The sequence below is a fragment of the Nocardiopsis synnemataformans genome (assembly GCF_965343085.1).
GTDB classification, from domain to species: domain Bacteria; phylum Actinomycetota; class Actinomycetes; order Streptosporangiales; family Streptosporangiaceae; genus Nocardiopsis; species Nocardiopsis alborubida.
In genome coordinates this window covers 1-20,300 of record NZ_CBDRFA010000116.1, presented here as the reverse complement: position 1 = coordinate 20,300, position 20,300 = coordinate 1, and the positions used below count along the sequence as shown (strand labels likewise).

Here is a 20,300-nt window from a genome sequence, read left to right as displayed (position 1 = left end):
CACATGGCGGACAAGGCAGCGGCGATCGTCGCCGGTCTGGGCGGCGCGGACAACATCGAGGACATCGAGGCCTGCATCACCCGGCTGCGCACCGAGGTGGCTGACCCCGGTCTCGTGGACGAGAAGGCCCTCAAGGCCTCCGGAGCCCACGGCGTGCTGGTCTCGGGCAACGTCGTCCAGGTGGTGGTGGGCCCCGAGGCCGACGCCCTCACCGACGACATTCGGGACCTGCTCGAATAGGCCCCGCCAGGAAGGATCAAACCCCCCAGGGAGGGAAGACATCCCCCATGTCAGACGTGATCGGTACGCTGCGCGTACTCTCCCCCGTGCCCGGAACGGCGCTGTCCCTCGAAACGGTGCCCGACCCCGTCTTCTCCCAGTCGATGGTCGGCCCCGGGGTCGCCATCCACCCCGAGCCCGGTCAGGAGGGCGGGCAGGAGGGTGTCCAGGACGCCGTGTCCCCCATCGCGGGGACCCTGGTCAAGCTGCACCCCCACGCGTTCGTGGTGATGGCGCCCGACCACCGCCGGGGCGTGCTCGTCCACCTGGGCATCGACACCGTCCAGATGGCGGGGGAGGGGTTCACCCTCCTGGCCGCCGAGGGCGACGAGGTCGAGCCGGGCACCCCGGTGGTCCGCTGGTCGCCGGGTTCGGTGGCCGCGCAGGGAAGACCGTCGGTGGTCCCGGTGGTCGCCCTGGACGCCTCGCCCGACGCGCTGGGCGATGTGGTCAGCGGCTCGGTCGACCGGGGGGACGCCCTCTTCACCTGGGCCTGAAAAGGTGCGCGGACGCGCGTCCGCGCACACCGCTCACCGGAGCCCGAACCGCCACCACGCGCGCCCGCGTGGCGGCGGTTCCGCGTCTCGGCCTGCCGCAACGGGTATTCTCCGGCGGCGAACCCACGATTTCGCCGGAGATGAAGTCCGCCATGAAACTGTCCGTTCCGCACGCCCTGGCCCCGGCCTGCGTGGGACTCGCACTGATCGCCACCGCATGCACCACAGAGGAGGTGGGTTCCTCGCAGGAGGACCGCGAACCCCAGCCGTCGGCCGAGGCCGAGCCCTTCGAGCCCGTGCTCGCACCCCGGCTGCTGTCCGAGATGGACCTGGACGACAAGATCGGCCAGCTCCTCGTCCTGACCGCCCAGGGCACCTCGGCCGCCGAGAACGCCGCCCAGATCGAGGCCCACCGGCCCGGCGGCATCATCTACTTCGACGCCAACCTCACCGACGCCGAGCAGATCGCCACCATGTCGGCGGGCGTGCAGGACCTCGCCGCCGAGCAGGGACAGGGCGTTCCGCTGTTCGTCGGCATCGACCAGGAACAGGGCCTGGTGGCCCGGCTGCCCGTGGGCACCCGCTTCCCCGACGCCATGGCCGTCGGCGCCACCCGCGACACCGAACTGGCCGAGCTGCGCGCCTCCACCACCGCCGAGGAGCTCACCGCCCTGGGCGTCAACCTCAACTACGCGCCCGACGCCGACGTCAACACCGATCCCGCCAACCCGGTCATCGGCATCCGCTCCTTCGGCTCCGACCCCGACCTGGTCGCACAGATGGCCGTCGCCGAGTCGGGCGCCTACTCCGGGGCAGGCGTGGTGTCGGTGGTCAAGCACTTCCCCGGGCACGGCGACACCGACGTGGACAGCCACAGCGGCCTGCCCGTCATCGACATGCCGCGCGAGCAGTGGGAGGCCGAGCACCTGCCGCCGTTCCGGGCGGCCATCGACGCGGGCGTGGACGCCATCATGACCGCCCACGTGCTGATGCCGCAGCTGGACGGGAGCGAGGACCCCGAGCCCGCCACCATCTCCCCGGAGCTGATCGACGGCATCCTCCGCGACGAGCTGGGCTACGACGGCGTGGTGACCACCGACGCCCTCAACATGGAGGGCGTGCGCCAGCGCCACTCCGACGGCGAGATCGCCGTGCGCGTGCTGGAGGCGGGCGTGGACCAGCTGCTCATGCCGCCGGACCCCGCCGCCGCGGTGTCCGCGATCCGCGAGGCGGTCGAGCAGGGCCGCCTGACCGAGGAGCGCATCGACGAGTCCGTGCTGCGCGTCCTGGCGCTCAAGGAGAAGCGCGGGATCCTGGAGGCCGAACCGGTGGACGCGCAGGGCGCCGCGGCCGTCCTGGAGGACCCCGAGCACTCTGAGGCCGCCCAGCGCGTGGCGGACGCCTCCGCGACCCTGCTGCGCAACGAGGACGACCTGGTGCCGCTGGCCGAGGGCAGCGGCGTCCGGGTCCAGGGGGTGGGCGCTGAGCAGATCGCCGCCGCGCTCACCGAGGCCGGGGTGGACGTGGTGGAGAGCGGGGCCGACGCCGTGGTCGTGGGTACCGGGGGCGGCAGCGGGGCCTCGGAACAGAGCGGCCTGGTCCAGGCCGCGCGCGCCGAGGGACTGCCGGTCGTCGTGGTGTCCCAGGGCACGCCCTACGACCTGGCGGCCTTCCCGGAGGCGGAGGCGTTCGTGGCGGTGTACTCGTCCGTGGACGTGTCCCGGGCGGCCGCCGCGAGGGTCGTCGCCGGACAGGTGAAGCCCTCCGGGAAGCTGCCGGTGGACATCCCGGCGGCCGACGTGGAGATCGGGACCGGGCTGACCACCTGACCGGCCGGGTCTCGCCGGGGGTTGAAACGGGCGGGGAACGGGAAGAACGCTTCCCCGCCCACCTGGGGAGAGGCCACCGACGACCGGAGGAGGGGATCGGATGGACGGCACCGGACGCGTGCACGGCACGGGACGTGTGGACGGAACCCGGCGAGGGGTCATCTGCGACTGGGGCGGTGTCCTCACACCGCCGCTGCCCGTGGGCATCCGGGCCTGGCTGCACGCCGACCGCATCGACGTCGAGCACTACCACGAGGTCATGCGCCCCTACTTCGACGGCAGCGTCGAGGGGGAGAACCTCGTGCACGCGCTGGAGCGGGGCGAGATCGACACCTGCGCGTTCGAGCGCGAGCTGGCGGCCCTGCTGCGCTGCACGCACGGCGGCCCGGTGGTGGCCGAGGGGCTGATCGACCGCATGTTCTGCGAGTTCGACCCCGTGCACGACATGTACGAGGCCCTGCGCGAGGCCAGGACCGCCGGAGCCGCGACCGCCCTGCTGTCGAACTCCTGGGGCAACTGCTACCCCCGTGAGCACTTCGACACCACCTTCGACGCGGTGGTGATCTCGGGCGAGGTGGGGATGCGCAAGCCCGAGCACCGCATCTACCTGCACACCTGCGACCGGCTCGGCCTGCGTCCCGGGGAGTGCGTGTTCATCGACGACCTGGAACACAACGTCCGCACGGCCGAGGAACTCGGCATGACCGGCATCCTGCACACCGACGTGGACACCACGCGGCTGGAGCTGGAGCGCTTCCTGGCGCCGGACGGCGACGGCGCGCCCCCGGTGCCCGGGGAGCGGGCGGCCTGAGCCCGGGGTTTGGCACACTTGGTGTGTTCAGCCCACATTTTGGAGAGCCGCTCGCATGTACGTCTTCCTGCCCAGCACCATCCCCGCCCTGGCTCGCCTGCTGGAGGAGGGACGGCTGGAGGGCGTGCCGCTGACCGCGTTCGCGGCCGACCCCGGCCCGGACGAGGACGTGGAGGAGGCGGAGTACGAGGCCATGTACGCCGCCGCGCGGGAGTCGCTGGCGCTGCTGGCCGCCGATCCCGGCGCCCCCCGGCGGCGGGTGGTGCTGGCCGCGAACATGCCCGACCACGTCGTCGAGCGCGCGGGCCGCGCGGGGCAGGGGGTGGTCCGGGTGAGGGTCACCGGAGCCGTTCCGTACAAGAAGCTGGCGTCGGCGCACGTGGACGACGCCGACGCCGTCGCGGACGTGACGGCGGCCGTCCAGGACCCGTCCTCCGACGCGGTCGAGGACCACGAACTGATGTGGTTCGCCGTCCAGGAGCTGCGCTACCTGGCTCAGGGAGAGGCGTAGCAGAGGGCCGGAACACCTTCGGAGCCGTCGAAGACGTGGGTGGTGGTGCCGATGTGCCGCCACCCGAGCCGTTCGTAGAGACGGATGGCGGCCTGGTCCTTGGCCATGACGTCCAGCACCAGCCGGCGCCCCGAGTGCCGGGCGAAGTGCGTCGCCGCCTGTATCAGGCGTGCGCCGACCGCGCGCCGCCGCGCCCTCGGCAGGACGAACAGCCGTGCCAGGACCGCGATCCGCTCCTGCGGTTCACCGGAGGCCGCCGTCCACATCGCCACGGCGTCCTCGTGGTTGGCGGCGCTCACGCTGACGTGTCCGACGACCTCGCCGTCGAGTTCGGCGACCCAGGACTCCAGGAGCCCCGGCGGCGTCAGCCAGGCACGGGGGTCGGCGACGCCCTCCACCGGGTACCCGTCGCTGGCGTGGACGGTTACCAGGGCCTTCGCCGCCGCCGGGAGGTCGGTCTCTCGCCTGGCGCGCACGGTCACGTCGTCGGCCATGCTCAGTCCTCCACGGGTACGTTGTAGTCCAGACGCTCGCACCCCTTCCCAGCGTGGCTGAGAAACACGAGCTGTTGCGCCCTTGCCGTTCAGGGGAAGCGTTGCTCTCTGTCCGGCCTTTCGGACAGAGAGCAACGCTTCTACACCGGGTGTTCCCAGGGGCCGAGCGCGCCTGTGCGTACCCGGTACACACCACATTCGGTGTCGGTCTCCAGCGAGAACTCACTCAACTCGGGCCAGCCCGCGCCCTCCAGAAGAGCGTGGACCTCCGCCAGTTCCTCAACCAGATCACGGGGACCGCCTCCGGTGGTGGAGCCGTCGGGCCACACGTAGGCCCAGGGGGCACCTGCCCCGAGCGCAATGATCGAGGCGGTCCCGCTCTCCCAGGGACGTACACCGACGTTGATTCCGATGTCGGGCGCTGCCAGTACCAAACGGGTCAGGAGATCCTGGTCAAGCAGTTCCCGAGAACCAAGGGGGAAGGACCCCTTCCGTTCGACCTCCTGCCCCATGCCTGGGAAACGCTGGGCGGGTACACGTTGACCGCGGTCCCGCATGAACGACCCGTCCCGTACGAAACGACCCTCTCGACCTCCGACCAACGAGGCGATGGGGGTTGGCCCGCCCGCCTCGTACGGAGCCCAAGGGAGGATGAGCCTGCCCCCGGCCGTGAGGTGACGTGTCCAATCCTCTGGGACGCGGTGTGCCGAACACGTGGCGATGACCGCGTCGTACGTTCCTTCGGGTGGTGTCACATCGGTGCGGACTTCTACCCCGGTTCCGGCCAGGCGTTTGCGCGCCCGCTCGGCCACCTTCGGGTCGATCTCCAATGATGTGACTCCCCCTGTGGGGCCGACCAGGGAAGAGAGGATGGCGGCGTTCCAGCCGGTGCCGGTACCGATCTCCAGCACCCGCATCCCGGGGCACACCTCGGCCGCCTGGATCATCTCAACCATCACCTGAGGCGCTGATGAGGACGAGGACGGGGTGTTGACCGCGCCGCTGCCGCCGTCGTTGGCCTGGGTGACCACCGCGTCGTCGTCATAGACGTAGGCGGCCCATCGCGCGGGGTCGGCCGAGCGAACGAGTGGCAGGCCCTGGATGTCGGGCCACACCAGGTCGGGGATGTAACGATGCCGGGGGTGGTCGGCGAAGGCCGCCCGAATCGCGTCCGTGGTGTCGAGCCGTCCGACGAGGCGAGTGTGCAGTTCTTCCAGGTTCACGCCTTGCCACTTCCCCTGCATATCGGGCAGTCAACCAATTGCTTTCCCTTCCAAGGGCCGTCTCCGTCGCTTTCGAACCAGACCTTCCCCGAACCGCCGCAGTTCGAGCAGTCGGCCGCCCGGAAGTCGCTGGTGCGAAGCGTCGGTGCGGCGCTCCTATCCGCTGTCATGGTGTCCATGTACGTGCTCCTGAGCGTGAGGGTTGCTTCTCTTGTGTTCGATGGAAGTGGCCGTGCCGTTGGGCGGCGCCACGGTATGAAGGCGGCGTCGCCCAACAACAGGGACACGTGTGTGCTCACGTGACGCGGTAGCTCACCCGCTTGGTCTCGATGAGCGTGGCGCCCTCGGGAAGGGGAATGTTGGACCCCTCGGCCAGGACGCGCAGCCAGATGTCGCTGTCGTCGTCGTACGGGTTCAGCCGGTCCAGGGACTCCCACAGGCTGTGGGGGAGGGGACCGCAGGAGCACGCGCAGGTCCGCGTGTTGTAGGTGGGGGCGAGGGGAGAGACGCGGCCTGCGAGGGGGATGCCGTCCTCGTCGGGCTCACCTCCCCGGATCACTTGAACCACTTCGGTGTACAGCTCGACGCCGGGCACGGTCGTTGACGCCATGGAGTCAGCTCCTTACTGGGAGGAGGCGACGCCCGATAGGGGTGTGCCGCTGGCTCCAGTATGACTCTTGCGTGCAAGTTTTTCAATAGTATTTTCTTGCCTGCAAGGATTTTTATCGACAGGCGAGTACTACCATCATTGGCAGAGCTGAAGAGAGATGTGGGGGTCCACGTGACGACGAATCGGTCACCTGGTGTGCGTCGGCGTCGGCTGGCCGCAGCCCTTCGGCGTTTGCGCGACGAGTCAGGGTTGACGTCTGGCGAAGTCGCGAAGCGGATGGGTTGGACCGCTGGAGCGAGACTGACCCGAATCGAGCGCAATGAGTGGAAGTTCCCCAAACGGGACGAGGTCACCGGGCTGCTCGACATCTACGAGGTGCGGGGCGAGGCGAGGGAGCACCTTCTCAGTCTGACCGAGGAGGCTCGCGGGCGCAGCGACTGGCACAAATACGCTGACCTTTTCCCTGGTTCGCTGCCTGACATGGAGGCCGAAGCCGTCCGAATCCGGTCGTATGAGGCACTACTGATACCTGGTCTGCTCCAGACGCCGGACTACGCCACCGCGATCTTTGAGTCCGGTGGGATCGTTCCTCCGGAGGACACCCAACGCAAGGTGGAGTCTCGGATGTCTCGCCGGAGTGTGCTCGACGCGCCTGGCGGCCCGCAGCTGATCTGCGTCATCGACGAGGCGGCATTGCACCGGGTGGTCGGCTCACCTGAGGTGATGGCTGAGCAACTGCGGTTTCTCACGGGAATCGCGGCCCACTACAAGGTGACGCTGTTGGTCGTGCCGTTCGATGCCGGGGCGCACACGGCGATGGACGGAGCCTTCTCGCTGCTGGAGTTTCCCAGCCCCGAGCCGGGCATCGTCAGTATCTCCACTGGTGTGGAGACTCTCTATGTGGAGGACCAAGCCTATGTCGATCGGCATACGCTGATCTTCGACGCTGTTCACAACCTGGCCCTGGACCCGAAGAAGTCCCTTGCCCTGATCGAGTCCATCGCCGCCGAGCACGACAAGCGAGCCTGACCATGCTGCTGGAGTTCCGTAAGTCCTCCTACTCCTCCTCCCAGGAGAACTGCGTCGAGGTGGCCCAGGTATCCCCGGCGTTCCGTAAGTCCTCCTACTCCTCCTCCCAGGACAACTGCGTCGAGGTCGCCGATCTCCCCACCGGCGCCGCCATCCGCGACTCCAAGCACCCCGAACAGGGGTTTCTCCCCGTGGGTGCCTCCGAATGGGCCGCGTTCACCCGCCTGGTCGCGGGAGGGCGCTGACCTCCTGATGCCTTCTGGCCGAAATCCTCCGTTCGGACTGCCCTCCTGGCCGGACCCGGACGGAGGTTTCCGCCCTTGTGCGTCCATACGGCAAGATGGAGGAGACCCCACCCCCGTCGCGCCCCGAGGAGTTCGCCATCAGCCGCCTGGTGCTATGGAACATCGACCTCACCCTCCTCGACGTGGGACGGGTGACGAGGGCGGCCTACGCCGAGGCCTTCGAGAAGGTCACCGGTGAGCCCCTCGTCTATCTGACCTCGTCGGCGGGCCGGACCGACTCGGAGATGTTCTTCGAGTTCTGCGCCCGCAACTACGTCGATGTCGAACCCGACACCAGCTCCCTGGGCGAGTTCCTCGACGCCCTGGAGGAGTCCTTCGGCAGGCGTTCCGAGGAGCTGCTCTCCAAGGGCCGCGTCATGCCCGGTGCCGCGGCCTCGCTGGCGGCGGTGGCCTCCATGCCCGACACCGTCCAGACGGTGGTCAGCGGCAGCACCCGCGCCAACGCCACGGCCAAGCTGGTCGCCTTCGGCCTGGACACCTACCTCAACCTGGCCATCGGCGGCTACGGTTCGGTCAACTACCCCAAGTCCAGCCTCATCCAGTCCATCCGCCTGCACGCGGCGGGCGAGGGCGGCCGGGTCTACCCCGAGGAGGAGACGGTCTTCATCACCGACTCCGCCCCGGACGTGCGCGCCGCCGTGATCGGCGGCGCGACCCCGGTCGCGGTGCTCAACGGCTCGACCACGGAGAGCCAGCTGCGCGAGGTCGGGGCGGTCGTCGTCCTGCCCGACCTGACCGATCCCCGGGCCGTGATGACCGCGGTCCACCAGGCAACGGCTCGGTGACGACATGTCCCCCTGTTCGAGGGGTAGGTGGTGGCCCGTGTACGCAGTAACCGATCACCGCAATCTGTTTCTAACACTCCGCAACCACCCTGTAACGGTGTTGGTCCTGCCCCCGGGCCCGAAAGCCAGTAGCCTTGGCACCGGGCGGGGCGGGGACAACGAGGTCCGGCGCCCCGCGACCCCAATCCGAACCACCACGGTCGTGGACTCCTTGCGGCCCAGGGAGTTCACACCGAATCACGCAGTGCCCCAGAAGTTCACAGGTCATATGACCGGTCGTTCTGCCAGCACTCGTGCGACGTTGCTCACAAAGGAGTGAGAGATCCCTATGTCCGGGCAATCCGACGTCCAGCTCCAGAAGCTGCTCAGTGAGGCGGCCACCAAGTGGTCCCCCGGGGCGCGCATCAGCCCCGAGGAGGCCGACGCCGTCCGCCGCTTCCTCCCCGTGTACTACCGGCACACGGACCCCGAGGAGATCAGCGGCCGTTCCCCCGAGCAGATCTGCGGCGCGGCCGAGGCCCACCGCTCCTTCGGCGCCCAGCGCGCCGCCGGACGGGCCAAGGTCCGCGTCTACACCCCCGACGCCGCGCGCGACGGCTGGGACCAGCAGACCGGCGTCGTGGAGATCGTCACCGACAACGCCCCCTTCCTCGTCTCCTCCGTCACGATGGCCCTCAGCGACCTCGGTGCCGGGGCCCGACTGATCATCCACCCCCAGATGACCGTCGGCCGTGACCTGGAGGGCCGTCTGGTCCGGGTGGACCCGGAGACCGGCGGCGGGGGCCTGCTGCCCATCGACGAGTCCTGGATGCACATCGAGATCGACCCGCAGCCCGACCCCGAGCGCCTGCGGGAGATCACCGCCCGCGTCGAGTCCGTCCTGGCCGACGTGCGCTACGTGGACGAGGACGCCGGCAAGATGAGCGACCGGGCCATCCGGATCGCCGACGAGCTCGCGGCCTACCCCGACCGGCTCGTGGCCGGGGGAGTGGACCCGCGCGAGATCGGCGAGAGCGTCGACTTCCTGCGCTGGGCCGCGGGACGCCACTTCACCTTCATGGGCTACCGCGAGTACACCCTGGTCACCGACGAGAACGGCGACGACTCCCTGCGCCCCGAGCCCGGCTCGGGCCTGGGCATCCTGCGCATGGACTCGCCCGCCTCCACCAGCTTCGCCGCCCTGCCCCCCGAGATCCGCGGCAAGGCCCGCGAGCCCTACATCCTGGTCCTGACCAAGGCCAACTCGCGCGCCACGGTCCACCGGCCCAAGTACCTGGACTACATCGGCGTCAAGAAGTTCGACGCCCAGGGCAACATCGTCGGCGAGCGCCGGTTCCTCGGCCTGTTCACCTCCCAGGCCAGCACCACCAGCATCGCCCAGATCCCCATCATGCGCCGCAAGCAGGCCGAGGTGCTGGCCCTGGCCGGGTTCGAGGCCGACAGCTACGACGGCAAGGACCTCACCGAGCTGCTGGAGACCTTCCCCCGGGAGGAACTCCTCCAGATTCCCGTGGGCGAGCTGTACAACATCGTCCGCGGAGTCCTGCGCCTGCGCGACCGGCGCGGCACCAAGCTGTTCATGCGCCGCGACCCCTACGGCGGCCGGTACATGTCCTGCTTCGTGTACATGCCGCGCGACCAGTACAGCACCCGGGTGCGCCTGGACATCCAGAAGGTCCTCGCCGAGGCCTTCCACGGCGCCACGATGGACCACAACGTGCTCATCGGCTCCGCCCCGCTGGCCCGCCTGTACCTGGTGGCCCGCGCCCAGCACGGGCGCACCCTCGCCGACATCGACCAGGTCGCCCTGGAGGAGAAGGTCCGCGAGGCGGCCCGCTCCTGGGACCTGGACCTCGACGACGCCCTCGCCGCGGCCTTCGGCCCCGTGCGCGCCACCGAGTTCAAGGAGCGCTACTCGGGCGGCCTCACCGAGGCCTACAAGGTCGACAACAGCCCCGCCACCGCGGCGGGCGACATCCGCGAGCTGGAGAAGCTCCTGGCCCGCACCGACCCCGAGCGGCGCCACGGCGAGTTCTCCGCGGTCCTGTACCAGCGCGAGGACGCCGACCCCGGCTGCTGGCGGTTCCGCCTCTACCGGATCGGCGAGCCCATCTCGCTCTCGCGCGTCCTGCCCGTCCTGGAGAACCTGGGCGTGGAGGTCGTCGACGAGTGGCCCTACGACGTCACCGTCCGGGACGTGGGCCGGGTGTGGATCTACGACTTCGGCCTCGGCCCGATCCCCGAGTCCGACCTGGCTCCCGAACGCCTCAAGTGCCTGTTCGAGGAGGCCTTCGACGCCTCCTGGCGCGACCTGGGCGAGAGCGACCGGTTCAACGCCCTGGTGGTGCGGGCGGGCCTCGACTGGCGCCAGCTCACCGTGCTGCGCGCCTACGCCAAGTACCTGCGCCAGACCGGGTCCACGTTCACCCCCGAGTACCTGGCCGACGTGCTGGTGGCCAACGTCGGGATCGCCAACCTGCTGGTCGAGCTGTTCGAGACCCGCTTCGACCCCGACCAGCCCGGCGAGGGCCGCCACGAGCGCGCCGACGTCCTCGTCCGAAAGGTCGAGGGCGAGCTGGAGGCCGTGGCCAGCCTGGACCACGACCGCATCCTGCGCGCGTTCCTGGCGGCGATCCGCGCCACCCTGCGCACCAACCACTACCAGGGCCACCCCTACCTGGTGCTCAAGCTCAACCCGCAGGAGATCCCGGACCTGCCCCACCCGCGGCCCCGGTTCGAGATGTACGTCTACTCCCCGCGCGTGGAGGGCGTGCACCTGCGCTTCGGCGCGGTCGCGCGCGGCGGACTGCGCTGGTCGGACCGCTTCGAGGACTTCCGCACCGAGATCCTGGGCCTGGTCAAGGCCCAGATGGTCAAGAACTCCGTCATCGTCCCCAGCGGCGCCAAGGGCGGCTTCGTGTGCAAGCGGCTGCCCCAGAACGGCACCCGCGACGAGGTGATGGCCGAGGTCGTGGCCTGCTACAAGCAGTTCATCAGCGGCCTGCTCGACGTCACCGACAACCTCGTGGACGGCGAGACCGTGCACCCCGAGCGCACCGTCCTGCACGACGGCGACGACTCCTACCTCGTGGTCGCCGCCGACAAGGGCACCGCCACCTTCTCCGACACCGCCAACGCCATCTCCACCGCGCGCGGCTTCTGGCTCGGCGACGCCTTCGCCTCCGGCGGCTCGGTCGGCTACGACCACAAGGCCATGGGCATCACCGCGCGCGGCGCCTGGGAGTCGGTCCGGTTCCACTTCCGCGAGATGGGCGTGAACGTGCAGGAGGAGCCGTTCACGGTCGTCGGCATCGGCGACATGTCCGGCGACGTGTTCGGCAACGGCATGCTGCTCTCCCAGCAGATCCGGCTGATCGCGGCCTTCGACCACCGCCACGTCTTCCTCGACCCCGACCCCGATCCGCACACCTCCTGGGTGGAGCGCAAGCGCGTCTTCGACCTGCCCCGCAGCACGTGGGAGGACTACGACCCCAAGCTCATCTCCGAGGGCGGCGGCGTGCACCCGCGCACGGCCAAGTCCGTGCCGATCACGCCGCAGGTGCGCGAGGCGCTCGGCATCGATGAGGAGGTGCGGAGTCTCACACCGGACGAGCTGATCCGGTGCGTGCTCACCTCCCCCGTCGACCTGCTGTGGAACGGCGGCATCGGCACCTACGTCAAGGCCGGTACCGAGACGCACGCCGACGCGGGCGACAAGGCCAACGACCAGCTGCGCGTGGACGCCACCGAGCTGCGCGTCAAGGTGGTCGGCGAGGGCGGCAACCTGGGCCTGACCCAGGACGCGCGGATCGAGTTCGCTCGCGCGGGCGGCCGGATCAACACCGACTTCATCGACAACTCCGCCGGTGTGGACACCTCCGACCACGAGGTCAACATCAAGATCATGCTGGACCGGGAGGTGTTGGCGGGCAAGCTGGACAAGGCCGACCGCGACCAGCTGTTCATCGACATGACCGACGAGGTCGCCGAGCTGGTCCTGGACAACAACGACGCGCAGAACACCGTGCTGGCCGCCGCGCGCAAGCAGGACGACCAGATGCTGCACGTCCACGGCCGGTACATGCGCCACCTGGAGCGCACCAGGGTGCTCAAGCGCAAGCAGGAGGACCTGCCCTCCGACAAGACGATTGCGGAGCGGCGCGCGGCGGGCAGGGGCCTGACAAGCCCGGAGTTCGCCACGCTGCTGTCGTACACCAAGATCAGCCTCAAGGACCAGCTCGACCTGTCCGACCTGTCCGAGGACCCGTACCTGACCGACACCCTGACGGCGTACTTCCCGACGCCCCTGCGGTCGGAGCGCTTCGCCGCGGGCGTGCACTCCCACCCGCTGCGCCGGGAGATCATCGTCAACCAGGTCGTCAACCAGATGGTCAACCGCTCCGGTCTGACCTTCGCGTTCCGGCTCAACGAGGAGCTGGGATCCAGTTCCGCCGACATCGCCCGCGCCTACCTGGTGGTGCAGGACGTGCTGGGGTTGCGCCGGTTCTGGAGCAGGCTGGAGGAGCTGGACCACGAGATCTCGATGGACAGCCAGCTCGTCCTGCTGCTGGAGGCGCGCAAGCTCGCCGAGCGCTCCGCCCGGTGGCTGCTGCGCAACCGAACCTTCCCCTTCGACATCAGCAGCGAGATCGGCTACTTCGCCGACGGCGTGGGCGAGGTGCTGCCGCAGCTGGTCCAGCTGCTGCGGGGCCGCGACCGCGAGGCCTTCGTCGAACGCCGCGACCGCTACACGTCGATGGGCGTGTCGACCGAGCTGGCCGAGCAGGTGGCCGTGATGGTGCCCGCCTACTCCACGCTGGACCTGGTGGAGATCGCCCAGCGCACCGGGCGTCCGGTGGAGAAGGTCGCCGAGCTCTACTTCGAGCTGGCCGACCGGCTCAACATCAGCTGGTGGCGCGAGCGCATCATCGACCTGCCGCGCGACGACCGGTGGGTGACGACGGCGCGCTCCTCGCTGCGCGACGACCTGTACGCGGCGCACGCCGACCTGACCGCGCGGGTGCTGGAGAGCGGCCCGGCGCAGGAGCCCTCCGAGCTGATCGCCGCGTGGATCGACCAGAACCGCGACCGGGTGCAGCGCGCCGGGATCACGCTGTCGGAGATCCAGGAGAACGAGCGCTTCGACCTGGCCACGCTGTCCGTGGCGCTGCGGTCCTTCCGCGGCCTGGTGGGCTAGCGCCCGGGGGGCCGGTCCGTCAGGGTCCTCGTCCCCCGTCCGACCCCGACGGGCTCCCCGCGCCGGTGCGCGCGGGGAGCCCGCACCTGTTTGGGGCCTACACTGGGGTCCGTGGCAGAACTGGACCCAGCAGAGAAGATCAAGGACCTCGCGGCGACCCTGGCGAGCGTCAGCGCCGTGTTGGACCTGGAGGCCATGCACACGCAGATCGCCGAGTTGCGCGAGCAGTCCGCCGACCCCGAACTGTGGGCCGACCAGGACAACGCGCAGAAGGTGACGCGCCAGCTCTCCAGCCTGGAGTCCATGGTCAACAAGGTCAACGGCATCAGCCAGCGGCTCGACGACCTCGGCGTGCTCTACGAGCTGGCCGAGGGCGAGGACGACGCCGACACCAAGGCCGAGGCCGACCGCGAGCTCGACCAGCTGCGCAAGGAGATCGGCGAGCTGGAGGTGCGCACCCTCCTCAACGGGCCGCACGACGAGCGCGAGGCCATCGTCACGATCAACTCCCAGGCGGGCGGCGTGGACGCCGCGGACTGGGCGCAGATGCTCCAGCGCATGTACCTGCGCTGGGCCGAGCGGCACGGCTACCCCACCGACATCTACGAGACCTCCTACGCCGAGGAGGCGGGCATCAAGTCCACCTCCTTCGCGGTCAAGACCCCGTTCGCCTACGGCACCCTGCGCGGCGAGCACGGCACACACCGCCTGGTGCGCATCTCGCCCTTCGACAACCAGAACCGGCGCCAGACCTCGTTCGCGGGCGTGGACGTCGTCCCGGTGGTGGAGCAGAGCGACCACATCGAGATCGACGACGGCGACCTGCGGGTGGACGTGTACCGCTCCAGCGGCCCCGGCGGCCAGGGCGTCAACACCACCGACTCGGCGGTGCGCATCACCCACCTGCCGACCGGCATCGTGGTGTCCTGCCAGAACGAGCGGTCGCAGTTGCAGAACAAGGCCACGGCCATGTCGATGCTCCAGGCCAAGCTGCTGGTGCGCAAGCGCGAGGAGGAGCAGGCGGCGCTGGACGAGATCCGCGGTGACTCGGTGAGCAGCTGGGGCACCCAGATGCGCAACTACGTCCTGCACCCGTACCAGAGTGTCAAGGACGTGCGCACCGGCGCCGAGACCGGCAACACCTCGGGTGTGCTGGACGGGGACATCGACGAGTTCATCGACGCCGAGATCCGCTGGATGCGCAGCCGCGAGCGCTCCGAGGACTCCTAGGGGCACCTTCTCCCGGCGGCCCCGCCGCGGGGGAGGGTCCGGCGGGCCAGGTGTGCCGGGTCGGGGCGCCGTCCGGGGGACGGCGGCGAGCGAGACGGAACCCGGGGTCCGCGGTCCGCGCGGCCGGAGTCCCCGGTGGCCGGGACGGTTCTGGCGGAGGCCGCGGACACGCCCGGTCGTAGCGGTGACACCCCGTGTGAGCAGGTGGGACAGATGTGGATGTTGTGTCCCAATGGTGATGATCACGTCTCCGCAGTTTTACCGAAACTGCTATATGTGAACGTTATCATCGGTTGACGCCTCCGATATGCTCGAGGCTGTTGTCCGATGGTGCACCGAGTCTTCGGGTGTGAGGCGACCGGGACAATCCGGGCCGCTCCCCCCTCTACACTGTCGGTTGGCCATGTGGCCGGTACGATCCCGCGCGGAGTGCCCTCCACTGCGGGTGCCCATACCTTCGAGAACCTTGTGATGCGCCTGTGATCCACTTCGATAACGTCACCAAGGTCTACCCGACCCAGAAGCGCCCCGCGCTCGACGGCGTTTCCATTGACGTAGACAAGGGCGAGTTCGTCTTCCTGGTCGGCCCGTCCGGCTCCGGCAAGTCGACCTTCCTCCGCTTGGTCCTCAAGGAGGAGAAGCCCGACAAGGGGCGTGTGCACGTCGCCGGCAAGGACCTGGCGCGCCTGTCCAACTGGAAGGTCCCCCACCTGCGCCGCCGTATCGGCTGCGTCTTCCAGGACTTCCGCCTGCTGCCGAACAAGAACGTCTTCGAGAACGTCGCCTTCGCGCTGGAGGTCATCGGCAAGCCCCGCCGCTTCATCCGCAAGGTCGTCCCCGAGGTCGTCGAACTCGTCGGCCTGGAGGGCAAGGCCGGGCGGATGCCCAACGAACTCTCCGGCGGTGAGCAGCAGCGCGTGGCCATCGCCCGCGCGTTCGTCAACCGCCCCCAGATCCTGCTGGCCGACGAGCCCACGGGCAACATCGACCCCGCGACCTCCATCGGCATCATGAAGGTGCTGGACCGAATCAACCGCACGGGCACCACCGTCGTCATGGCGACCCACGACGCCGCCATCGTCGACTCGATGCGCAAGCGCGTGATCGAGCTTGAAGAGGGCTTGGTAGTGCGCGACCAGACGCGCGGCGTCTACGGCCAGGCGTACTGACCTCCCGCTGCGAGGACCGGCGCGGCGAAGCCCCGAAGGATGGACCTTTAACAGATCATGCGAGCACAATTCGTTCTCTCCGAGACGTGGATCGGCCTTCGCCGAAACCTGACGATGACCATCGCGGTCATCACGACGGTGGCCATCTCACTGACTCTTTTCGGCGCCGGTCTACTGGTCAACCAGCAGGTCTCCGAGATGCGCAGTTACTGGGACGAGCGGATCACGCTCACCATCTACATGTGTACCGAGATCTCGCCCACCACGACCTGTCAGGAGAACGGTCCGGCCACCGACGAGGACCGCCAGGCCCTGGAGCAGACCCTCGACGGCCTGGACCAGGTGCAGGAGTACACCTACCTCACCGCGGCCGAGGCCTGGCAGGACTTCCAGGACCGATTCGGCTCCTCCAACGAGGCGCTGGCCAACGCCACGCAGGAGGGCGACATCCCGGACAACTACCGGGTGCAGCTCACCGACCCCTCCCACTACCAGACCGTGCGCTCCGCGGTGGAGGGCGCTCCGGGCATGGACAGCGTCTCCGACGACGAGATCGTGCTGGAGCAGTTCTTTGGGCTGCTGGACGGCCTGCGCGCGGCCGCCCTGGTGCTCGCGGGGGTCCAGCTGGCCGCCGCCGCGCTGCTGATCGGCAACACCATTCGGCTGTCGGCCTACAGCCGCCGCCGGGAGACCGGCATCATGCGGCTGGTCGGCGCGTCGAACTTCTACATCCAGCTGCCGTTCCTGCTGGAGGGCGCGGTCGCCGGCCTCATCGGTGGTCTGATCGCCTCCGGCTTCATCGTGGCCACCCGCTACACCCTGCTCACGCGGATCGAGGACTGGTTCCAGTTCGACATGGCCCTGGGCGCGGGTTCGCTGTTGTACGTCATCGGCGTCTCGATGATCCTCGGCATCCTGCTGTGCACCATCACCTCGTTCCTCACCCTGCGCCGCTATCTCAAGATCTGACGCGGCCGCCTGGGGCGGGGAGGATTCGACACCGGGGGGCCACGTGCCCCCCGGACGTATGAAGGGACACACCTGTGGCACGGGAGACCGGGCGTAAGCTCATCGCGCAGAACCGCCGGGCCCGGCACGACTACCACATCGACGAGACCTACGAGGCGGGCCTGGTCCTGACCGGTACCGAGGTCAAGTCGCTGCGGCAGGGCCGCGCCTCCCTCGTGGACGGCTTCGCGCACATCAACGACGGCGAGGTGTGGCTGGAGAACGTCCACATCCCCGAGTACTCCCAGGGGACGTGGACCAACCACGCCGCCCGACGATCGCGTAAGCTACTCCTGCACCGCGAGCAGATCTCCCGGCTGATCGGCAAGACCCGGGAACCCGGCCGCACGCTCGTCCCGCTGTCCCTGTACTTCAGTGACGGGCGCGCCAAGGTGGAGATCGCTCTGGCCCGCGGTAAGCGTGAGTACGACAAGCGCCACGACATCGCCGAGCGCGAGGCGAAACGCGACATGGAACGCGCGATCCGCCGCCGTCGATGAGGCACCTGAAAGGAACACACACGGTGTCCCCCCGTCCCCTCGGCCGGATCACGGCCGCCGGCAGCGGCCTGCTCCTCGCCGCCGCCCTGGTCGCGTGCACACCGCATCCCAGTCCCGAGGTGGCGGTCAGGTCCTTCCTGCTCGCCTGGCAGGACGGTGACCACGAGACCGCCGCCGCCTACACCGACGGCGACCCCGCACAGGTGTCCGCGGCACTCACGGACATGCGCGAGCAGCTCGACCTGGCCTCCCTGCGCTTCCAGCTCGGACCCATCTCCCGCGAGGGCGAGTCGGCCCAGGCCGAGTTCGGCGTCAACGCCGACCTCGGCATCGGCGACCCGACCTGGAGCTACACCGGGCGCATGCCCCTGGAGTGGGGCCCCGACGGCTGGCGCATCTCCTGGTCCACGAGCGTGCTGCACCCCGACCTGAGCGAGGAGGAGCGCCTCGCGGTCAGCTACGAGAGCCAGGAGCGCGGCCAGATCCTCGACCGCGAGGGCGAGCCGCTGGTCACCGCGGACAGCGTGACGGCCTTCGGCGTCTACCCCGCGGACATGGAGGACAAGGAGGCCGGGGTCACCCAGCTCGCCGAACTCCTCAACGAGGACCCCGACCCGCTCCTGAACCGGGTGCGCTCCGCGCCGCCCGAGCAGTTCCAGCCGCTGGTGCTCATGCGCGGCTCCAGCGTGGACGAGACGCTGCTGAGCGAGGCCTCGCGGATCTCCGGGGTGGACACCCAGGAGGTCCAGGTCAACCTGACCCCCTCGGTGTCGCCCTTCCTGCTGGGCGAGGTCGCCGGTACCGCCGAGCACCGGGTCTCCTCCCGAGTGCCCGGCTCCTACCAGGCGGGCGACACCGTCGGCCTGAACGGGCTCCAGAACATCTTCCAGCACGAGCTGGCCGGTTCGGGCACCACCCAGGTGGTCTCCCTGGACCAGGACGGTCAGGTCACCGACGTCCTGGAGGCGTGGGAGGGCTCGCTCAGCGGGGCCATCGACACCACCCTGGACCTGGACGTGCAGCGGGCCGCCGAGAACGCGCTGGACATGGTGCCGGGCAACGGCTACCTGGTGGCGGTCGACACCGGCAGCGGCGAGGTCCTGGCCGCGGCCAGCGCCTCGGGCAGCACCGCGGACGACAACGCCTTCACCGGCTCCTACCTGCCGGGCAGCACCTTCGGCATGGTCACCGCCCTGGCCGCCCTGGAGTCGGGCGCGGCCACCCCCGAGAGCGAGGTGCCCTGCGGCTACTCCGCGGAGATCGGCGGGCGCACCTTCGTCAACCCGGGCGGCGGGGCCCTGCTCGACCAGCCCACCCTGGCCCGCAACATCACCTTCAGCTGCAACGTCGGGTTCGCCGGCCTGGGCGCCGAGGTGGGGCCGGAGGGGATCGCCGAGACCGCCGGGCGGATGGGCATCGGCGCCGAGTGGCAGCTGCCCGTCCCGGCCTCCTCGGGCTCGGTGGCCGTGGAGGACGGCGAGGAGAACGTGGCCGCGGCCATGATCGGCGAACACGGGGTGCGGGTCAGCCCGCTGTCCATGGCCCTGGTCGCGGCCGCGGTCGCGGACGGTACGTGGAACGCGCCGACCCTGGTGCCCGAGGAGGGCCCGGACCCGATCGGGGCCGCCTCCCTGGACAGCGCCCACCTGGAGGTGGTCCGCACCGGGCTGCGCGACGCGGTGGCCAACCGCATGCCCGAGCTGCTCGCCACCGGGGGAGAGGTCCACGGGCAGGCGGCCCGCGTGGAACAGGGCGACACCTCGCTGCACTGGTTCGTCGGCTACAAGGACGACGTGGCCTTCGCCGTCCTGGCCGAGGCGGACCCGGCGACGACGCTGGTGTCGCAGCACGCGGTGAACGCCGCGGGCTCCTTCCTCAGCGGGATGGCCAACGGGGTGCCCGAGGAGGCCCCCGCCGGACCGACCACCGGCGAGCAGCTGCCCGGCGGTCCCACGACCACTGAGGGTGTGGGCCTCCCCTCGGAGCAGACGGGGCCGACGCAGACGGGGCCGACCAACCAGGCCGACCTGACGGGCACGGAGGAGACCGGCTGGTAGGGCCGACCGGTCGACGGCGGCTCCGGTCACCGCTGCCTCCGGACAGGGCAGAACCTGGCAAAGAGCGGGCCCCCGGGCAACCCCCCGGGGGCCCGCTCGCGTCTTCCCCTATGACTGGGCCGCGACAGGGGGTAGCGGACCAGTGAGGGACAGGACCTCATCTCGGGGGAGATCCTGTCGTTTCCCAAGGTCGGCCCGACCCTGCCGACCGCCCCCGCGGGTCGCGTCGACCACCTCTTGCGTCCGCGCCCGCGGGGGTTTCTCCCTGTCCGTCCCGGAGGCGGTCGCGGATTCCCCTCCGCGAGCGGGAATCAGCTTGGCCCCCGTGCTGTTCAACAGGTAGAGTGATGGACGCGCGAGCGTTCGCCGCTCGCTTGTCGGTCGCCCCGCCTGGCGGGGAGGCCGTGAAAACTGCACAGGGGGTGATCGGTTTCGACTTCGGTAGTCGTTCCAGGGGAAGCGGGTCGAGGGTTGCGTTTGTGACCTCGTTAATCCTGCATTCGCGTAAACACAAGTGCCAATTCTAAGCGCACTGAGTTCGCTCTCGCTGCCTAAGCGATAGCGTCTCTGTCGGCCTGGGCTCGTCATCGGCCCAGATCCCGGCATCAGCTAGATGACTCACCGCTCAGATCAGGCCACGGGGCCTGAGCGGGACATTTTCGTGGCTGGGCCTGTCAGCGATGTGTCCGTGCAAGCGCTGGGGCCGAGTAGAACGACAGCGCGGACTGCACCCGGAGAAGCCCTGGCTCGGTGCTGAAGGACGCGG

At 69.6% G+C, this 20,300-nt stretch carries 17 protein-coding genes; 14 read left to right on the top strand and 3 right to left on the bottom strand.

The genetic code is table 11. The features are described 5' to 3' along the window. Positions 1-3 precede the first annotated feature (3 nt). From ACSIH6_RS37405 to ACSIH6_RS37385, 5 genes are all read left to right on the top strand, one after another. A complete protein-coding gene (locus ACSIH6_RS37405) occupies positions 4-240 on the top strand; it encodes a PTS sugar transporter subunit IIB (RefSeq protein ID WP_017564291.1) in 237 nt (78 codons plus the stop codon). A gap of 47 nt (positions 241-287) precedes the next feature. Further along, positions 288-776 (top strand): PTS sugar transporter subunit IIA, encoded by a 489-nt coding sequence (locus ACSIH6_RS37400; protein ID WP_435113243.1) that lies wholly within the window; start codon positions 288-290, stop codon positions 774-776. Positions 777-928: 152 nt separating this feature from the next. Further along, complete coding sequence (locus ACSIH6_RS37395; protein WP_435113241.1) at positions 929-2,605, top strand: glycoside hydrolase family 3 protein; 1,677 nt, start codon at positions 929-931, stop codon at positions 2,603-2,605. A gap of 136 nt (positions 2,606-2,741) precedes the next feature. Then, the gene (locus ACSIH6_RS37390; RefSeq protein WP_435113245.1) at positions 2,742-3,416 is read left to right on the top strand and encodes an HAD family hydrolase; all 675 of its coding nucleotides are present in this window, start codon (positions 2,742-2,744) and stop codon (positions 3,414-3,416) included. Between the two features lie 55 nt (positions 3,417-3,471). Next, positions 3,472-3,927: a DUF6912 family protein gene (locus ACSIH6_RS37385; RefSeq protein ID WP_435113239.1), complete on the top strand. Its 456-nt coding sequence runs from the start codon at positions 3,472-3,474 to the stop codon at positions 3,925-3,927. On the opposite strand, the gene ACSIH6_RS37380 is transcribed toward ACSIH6_RS37385, so the two are convergent. The 3 genes from ACSIH6_RS37380 to ACSIH6_RS37370 form a co-directional block, all read right to left on the bottom strand. Next, a complete protein-coding gene (locus tag ACSIH6_RS37380) occupies positions 3,912-4,421 on the bottom strand; it encodes a GNAT family N-acetyltransferase (RefSeq protein ID WP_435113237.1) in 510 nt (169 codons plus the stop codon). The genes ACSIH6_RS37385 and ACSIH6_RS37380 overlap by 16 nt on opposite strands. 140 nt (positions 4,422-4,561) lie before the next feature. Next, positions 4,562-5,644 carry a methyltransferase domain-containing protein gene (locus tag ACSIH6_RS37375; protein ID WP_435113235.1) on the bottom strand — a complete coding sequence of 361 codons (1,083 nt, stop codon included), beginning with the start codon at positions 5,642-5,644 and terminating at the stop codon, positions 4,562-4,564. Between the two features lie 295 nt (positions 5,645-5,939). Further along, positions 5,940-6,254, bottom strand: coding sequence for a hypothetical protein (locus ACSIH6_RS37370; RefSeq protein WP_435113233.1), 315 nt, complete (start codon positions 6,252-6,254; stop codon positions 5,940-5,942). 171 nt (positions 6,255-6,425) lie between these two features. Between ACSIH6_RS37370 and ACSIH6_RS37365 the strand changes: the two genes are divergently transcribed. The 9 genes from ACSIH6_RS37365 (at position 6,426) to ACSIH6_RS37325 (ending at position 19,534) form a co-directional block, all read left to right on the top strand. Next, the gene (locus tag ACSIH6_RS37365; RefSeq protein WP_435113231.1) at positions 6,426-7,283 is read left to right on the top strand and encodes a helix-turn-helix domain-containing protein; all 858 of its coding nucleotides are present in this window, start codon (positions 6,426-6,428) and stop codon (positions 7,281-7,283) included. Between the two features lie 2 nt (positions 7,284-7,285). Next, the gene (locus tag ACSIH6_RS37360; RefSeq protein ID WP_435113225.1) at positions 7,286-7,528 is read left to right on the top strand and encodes a DUF397 domain-containing protein; all 243 of its coding nucleotides are present in this window, start codon (positions 7,286-7,288) and stop codon (positions 7,526-7,528) included. A 95-nt stretch (positions 7,529-7,623) separates the two neighbouring features. Beyond that, complete coding sequence (locus ACSIH6_RS37355) at positions 7,624-8,373, top strand: HAD family hydrolase (protein ID WP_435113222.1); 750 nt, start codon at positions 7,624-7,626, stop codon at positions 8,371-8,373. Positions 8,374-8,701: 328 nt separating this feature from the next. Further along, positions 8,702-13,570: an NAD-glutamate dehydrogenase gene (locus ACSIH6_RS37350; protein WP_435113220.1), complete on the top strand. Its 4,869-nt coding sequence runs from the start codon at positions 8,702-8,704 to the stop codon at positions 13,568-13,570. Between the two features lie 111 nt (positions 13,571-13,681). Beyond that, positions 13,682-14,800, top strand: coding sequence for a peptide chain release factor 2 (gene prfB / locus ACSIH6_RS37345; RefSeq protein ID WP_435113218.1), 1,119 nt, complete (start codon positions 13,682-13,684; stop codon positions 14,798-14,800). Positions 14,801-15,279: 479 nt separating this feature from the next. After that, positions 15,280-15,969 carry a cell division ATP-binding protein FtsE gene (ftsE, locus tag ACSIH6_RS37340; RefSeq protein WP_013154728.1) on the top strand — a complete coding sequence of 230 codons (690 nt, stop codon included), beginning with the start codon at positions 15,280-15,282 and terminating at the stop codon, positions 15,967-15,969. A 57-nt stretch (positions 15,970-16,026) separates the two neighbouring features. Next, the gene (gene ftsX, locus ACSIH6_RS37335; RefSeq protein ID WP_435113215.1) at positions 16,027-16,938 is read left to right on the top strand and encodes a permease-like cell division protein FtsX; all 912 of its coding nucleotides are present in this window, start codon (positions 16,027-16,029) and stop codon (positions 16,936-16,938) included. Between the two features lie 74 nt (positions 16,939-17,012). Then, positions 17,013-17,477, top strand: a complete 465-nt coding sequence (smpB, locus tag ACSIH6_RS37330; RefSeq protein WP_017567748.1) for an SsrA-binding protein SmpB — start codon at positions 17,013-17,015, stop codon at positions 17,475-17,477. 23 nt (positions 17,478-17,500) lie between these two features. Further along, positions 17,501-19,534, top strand: coding sequence for a penicillin-binding transpeptidase domain-containing protein (locus ACSIH6_RS37325; protein ID WP_435113212.1), 2,034 nt, complete (start codon positions 17,501-17,503; stop codon positions 19,532-19,534). The last annotated feature ends 766 nt before the right edge of the window (positions 19,535-20,300 follow it).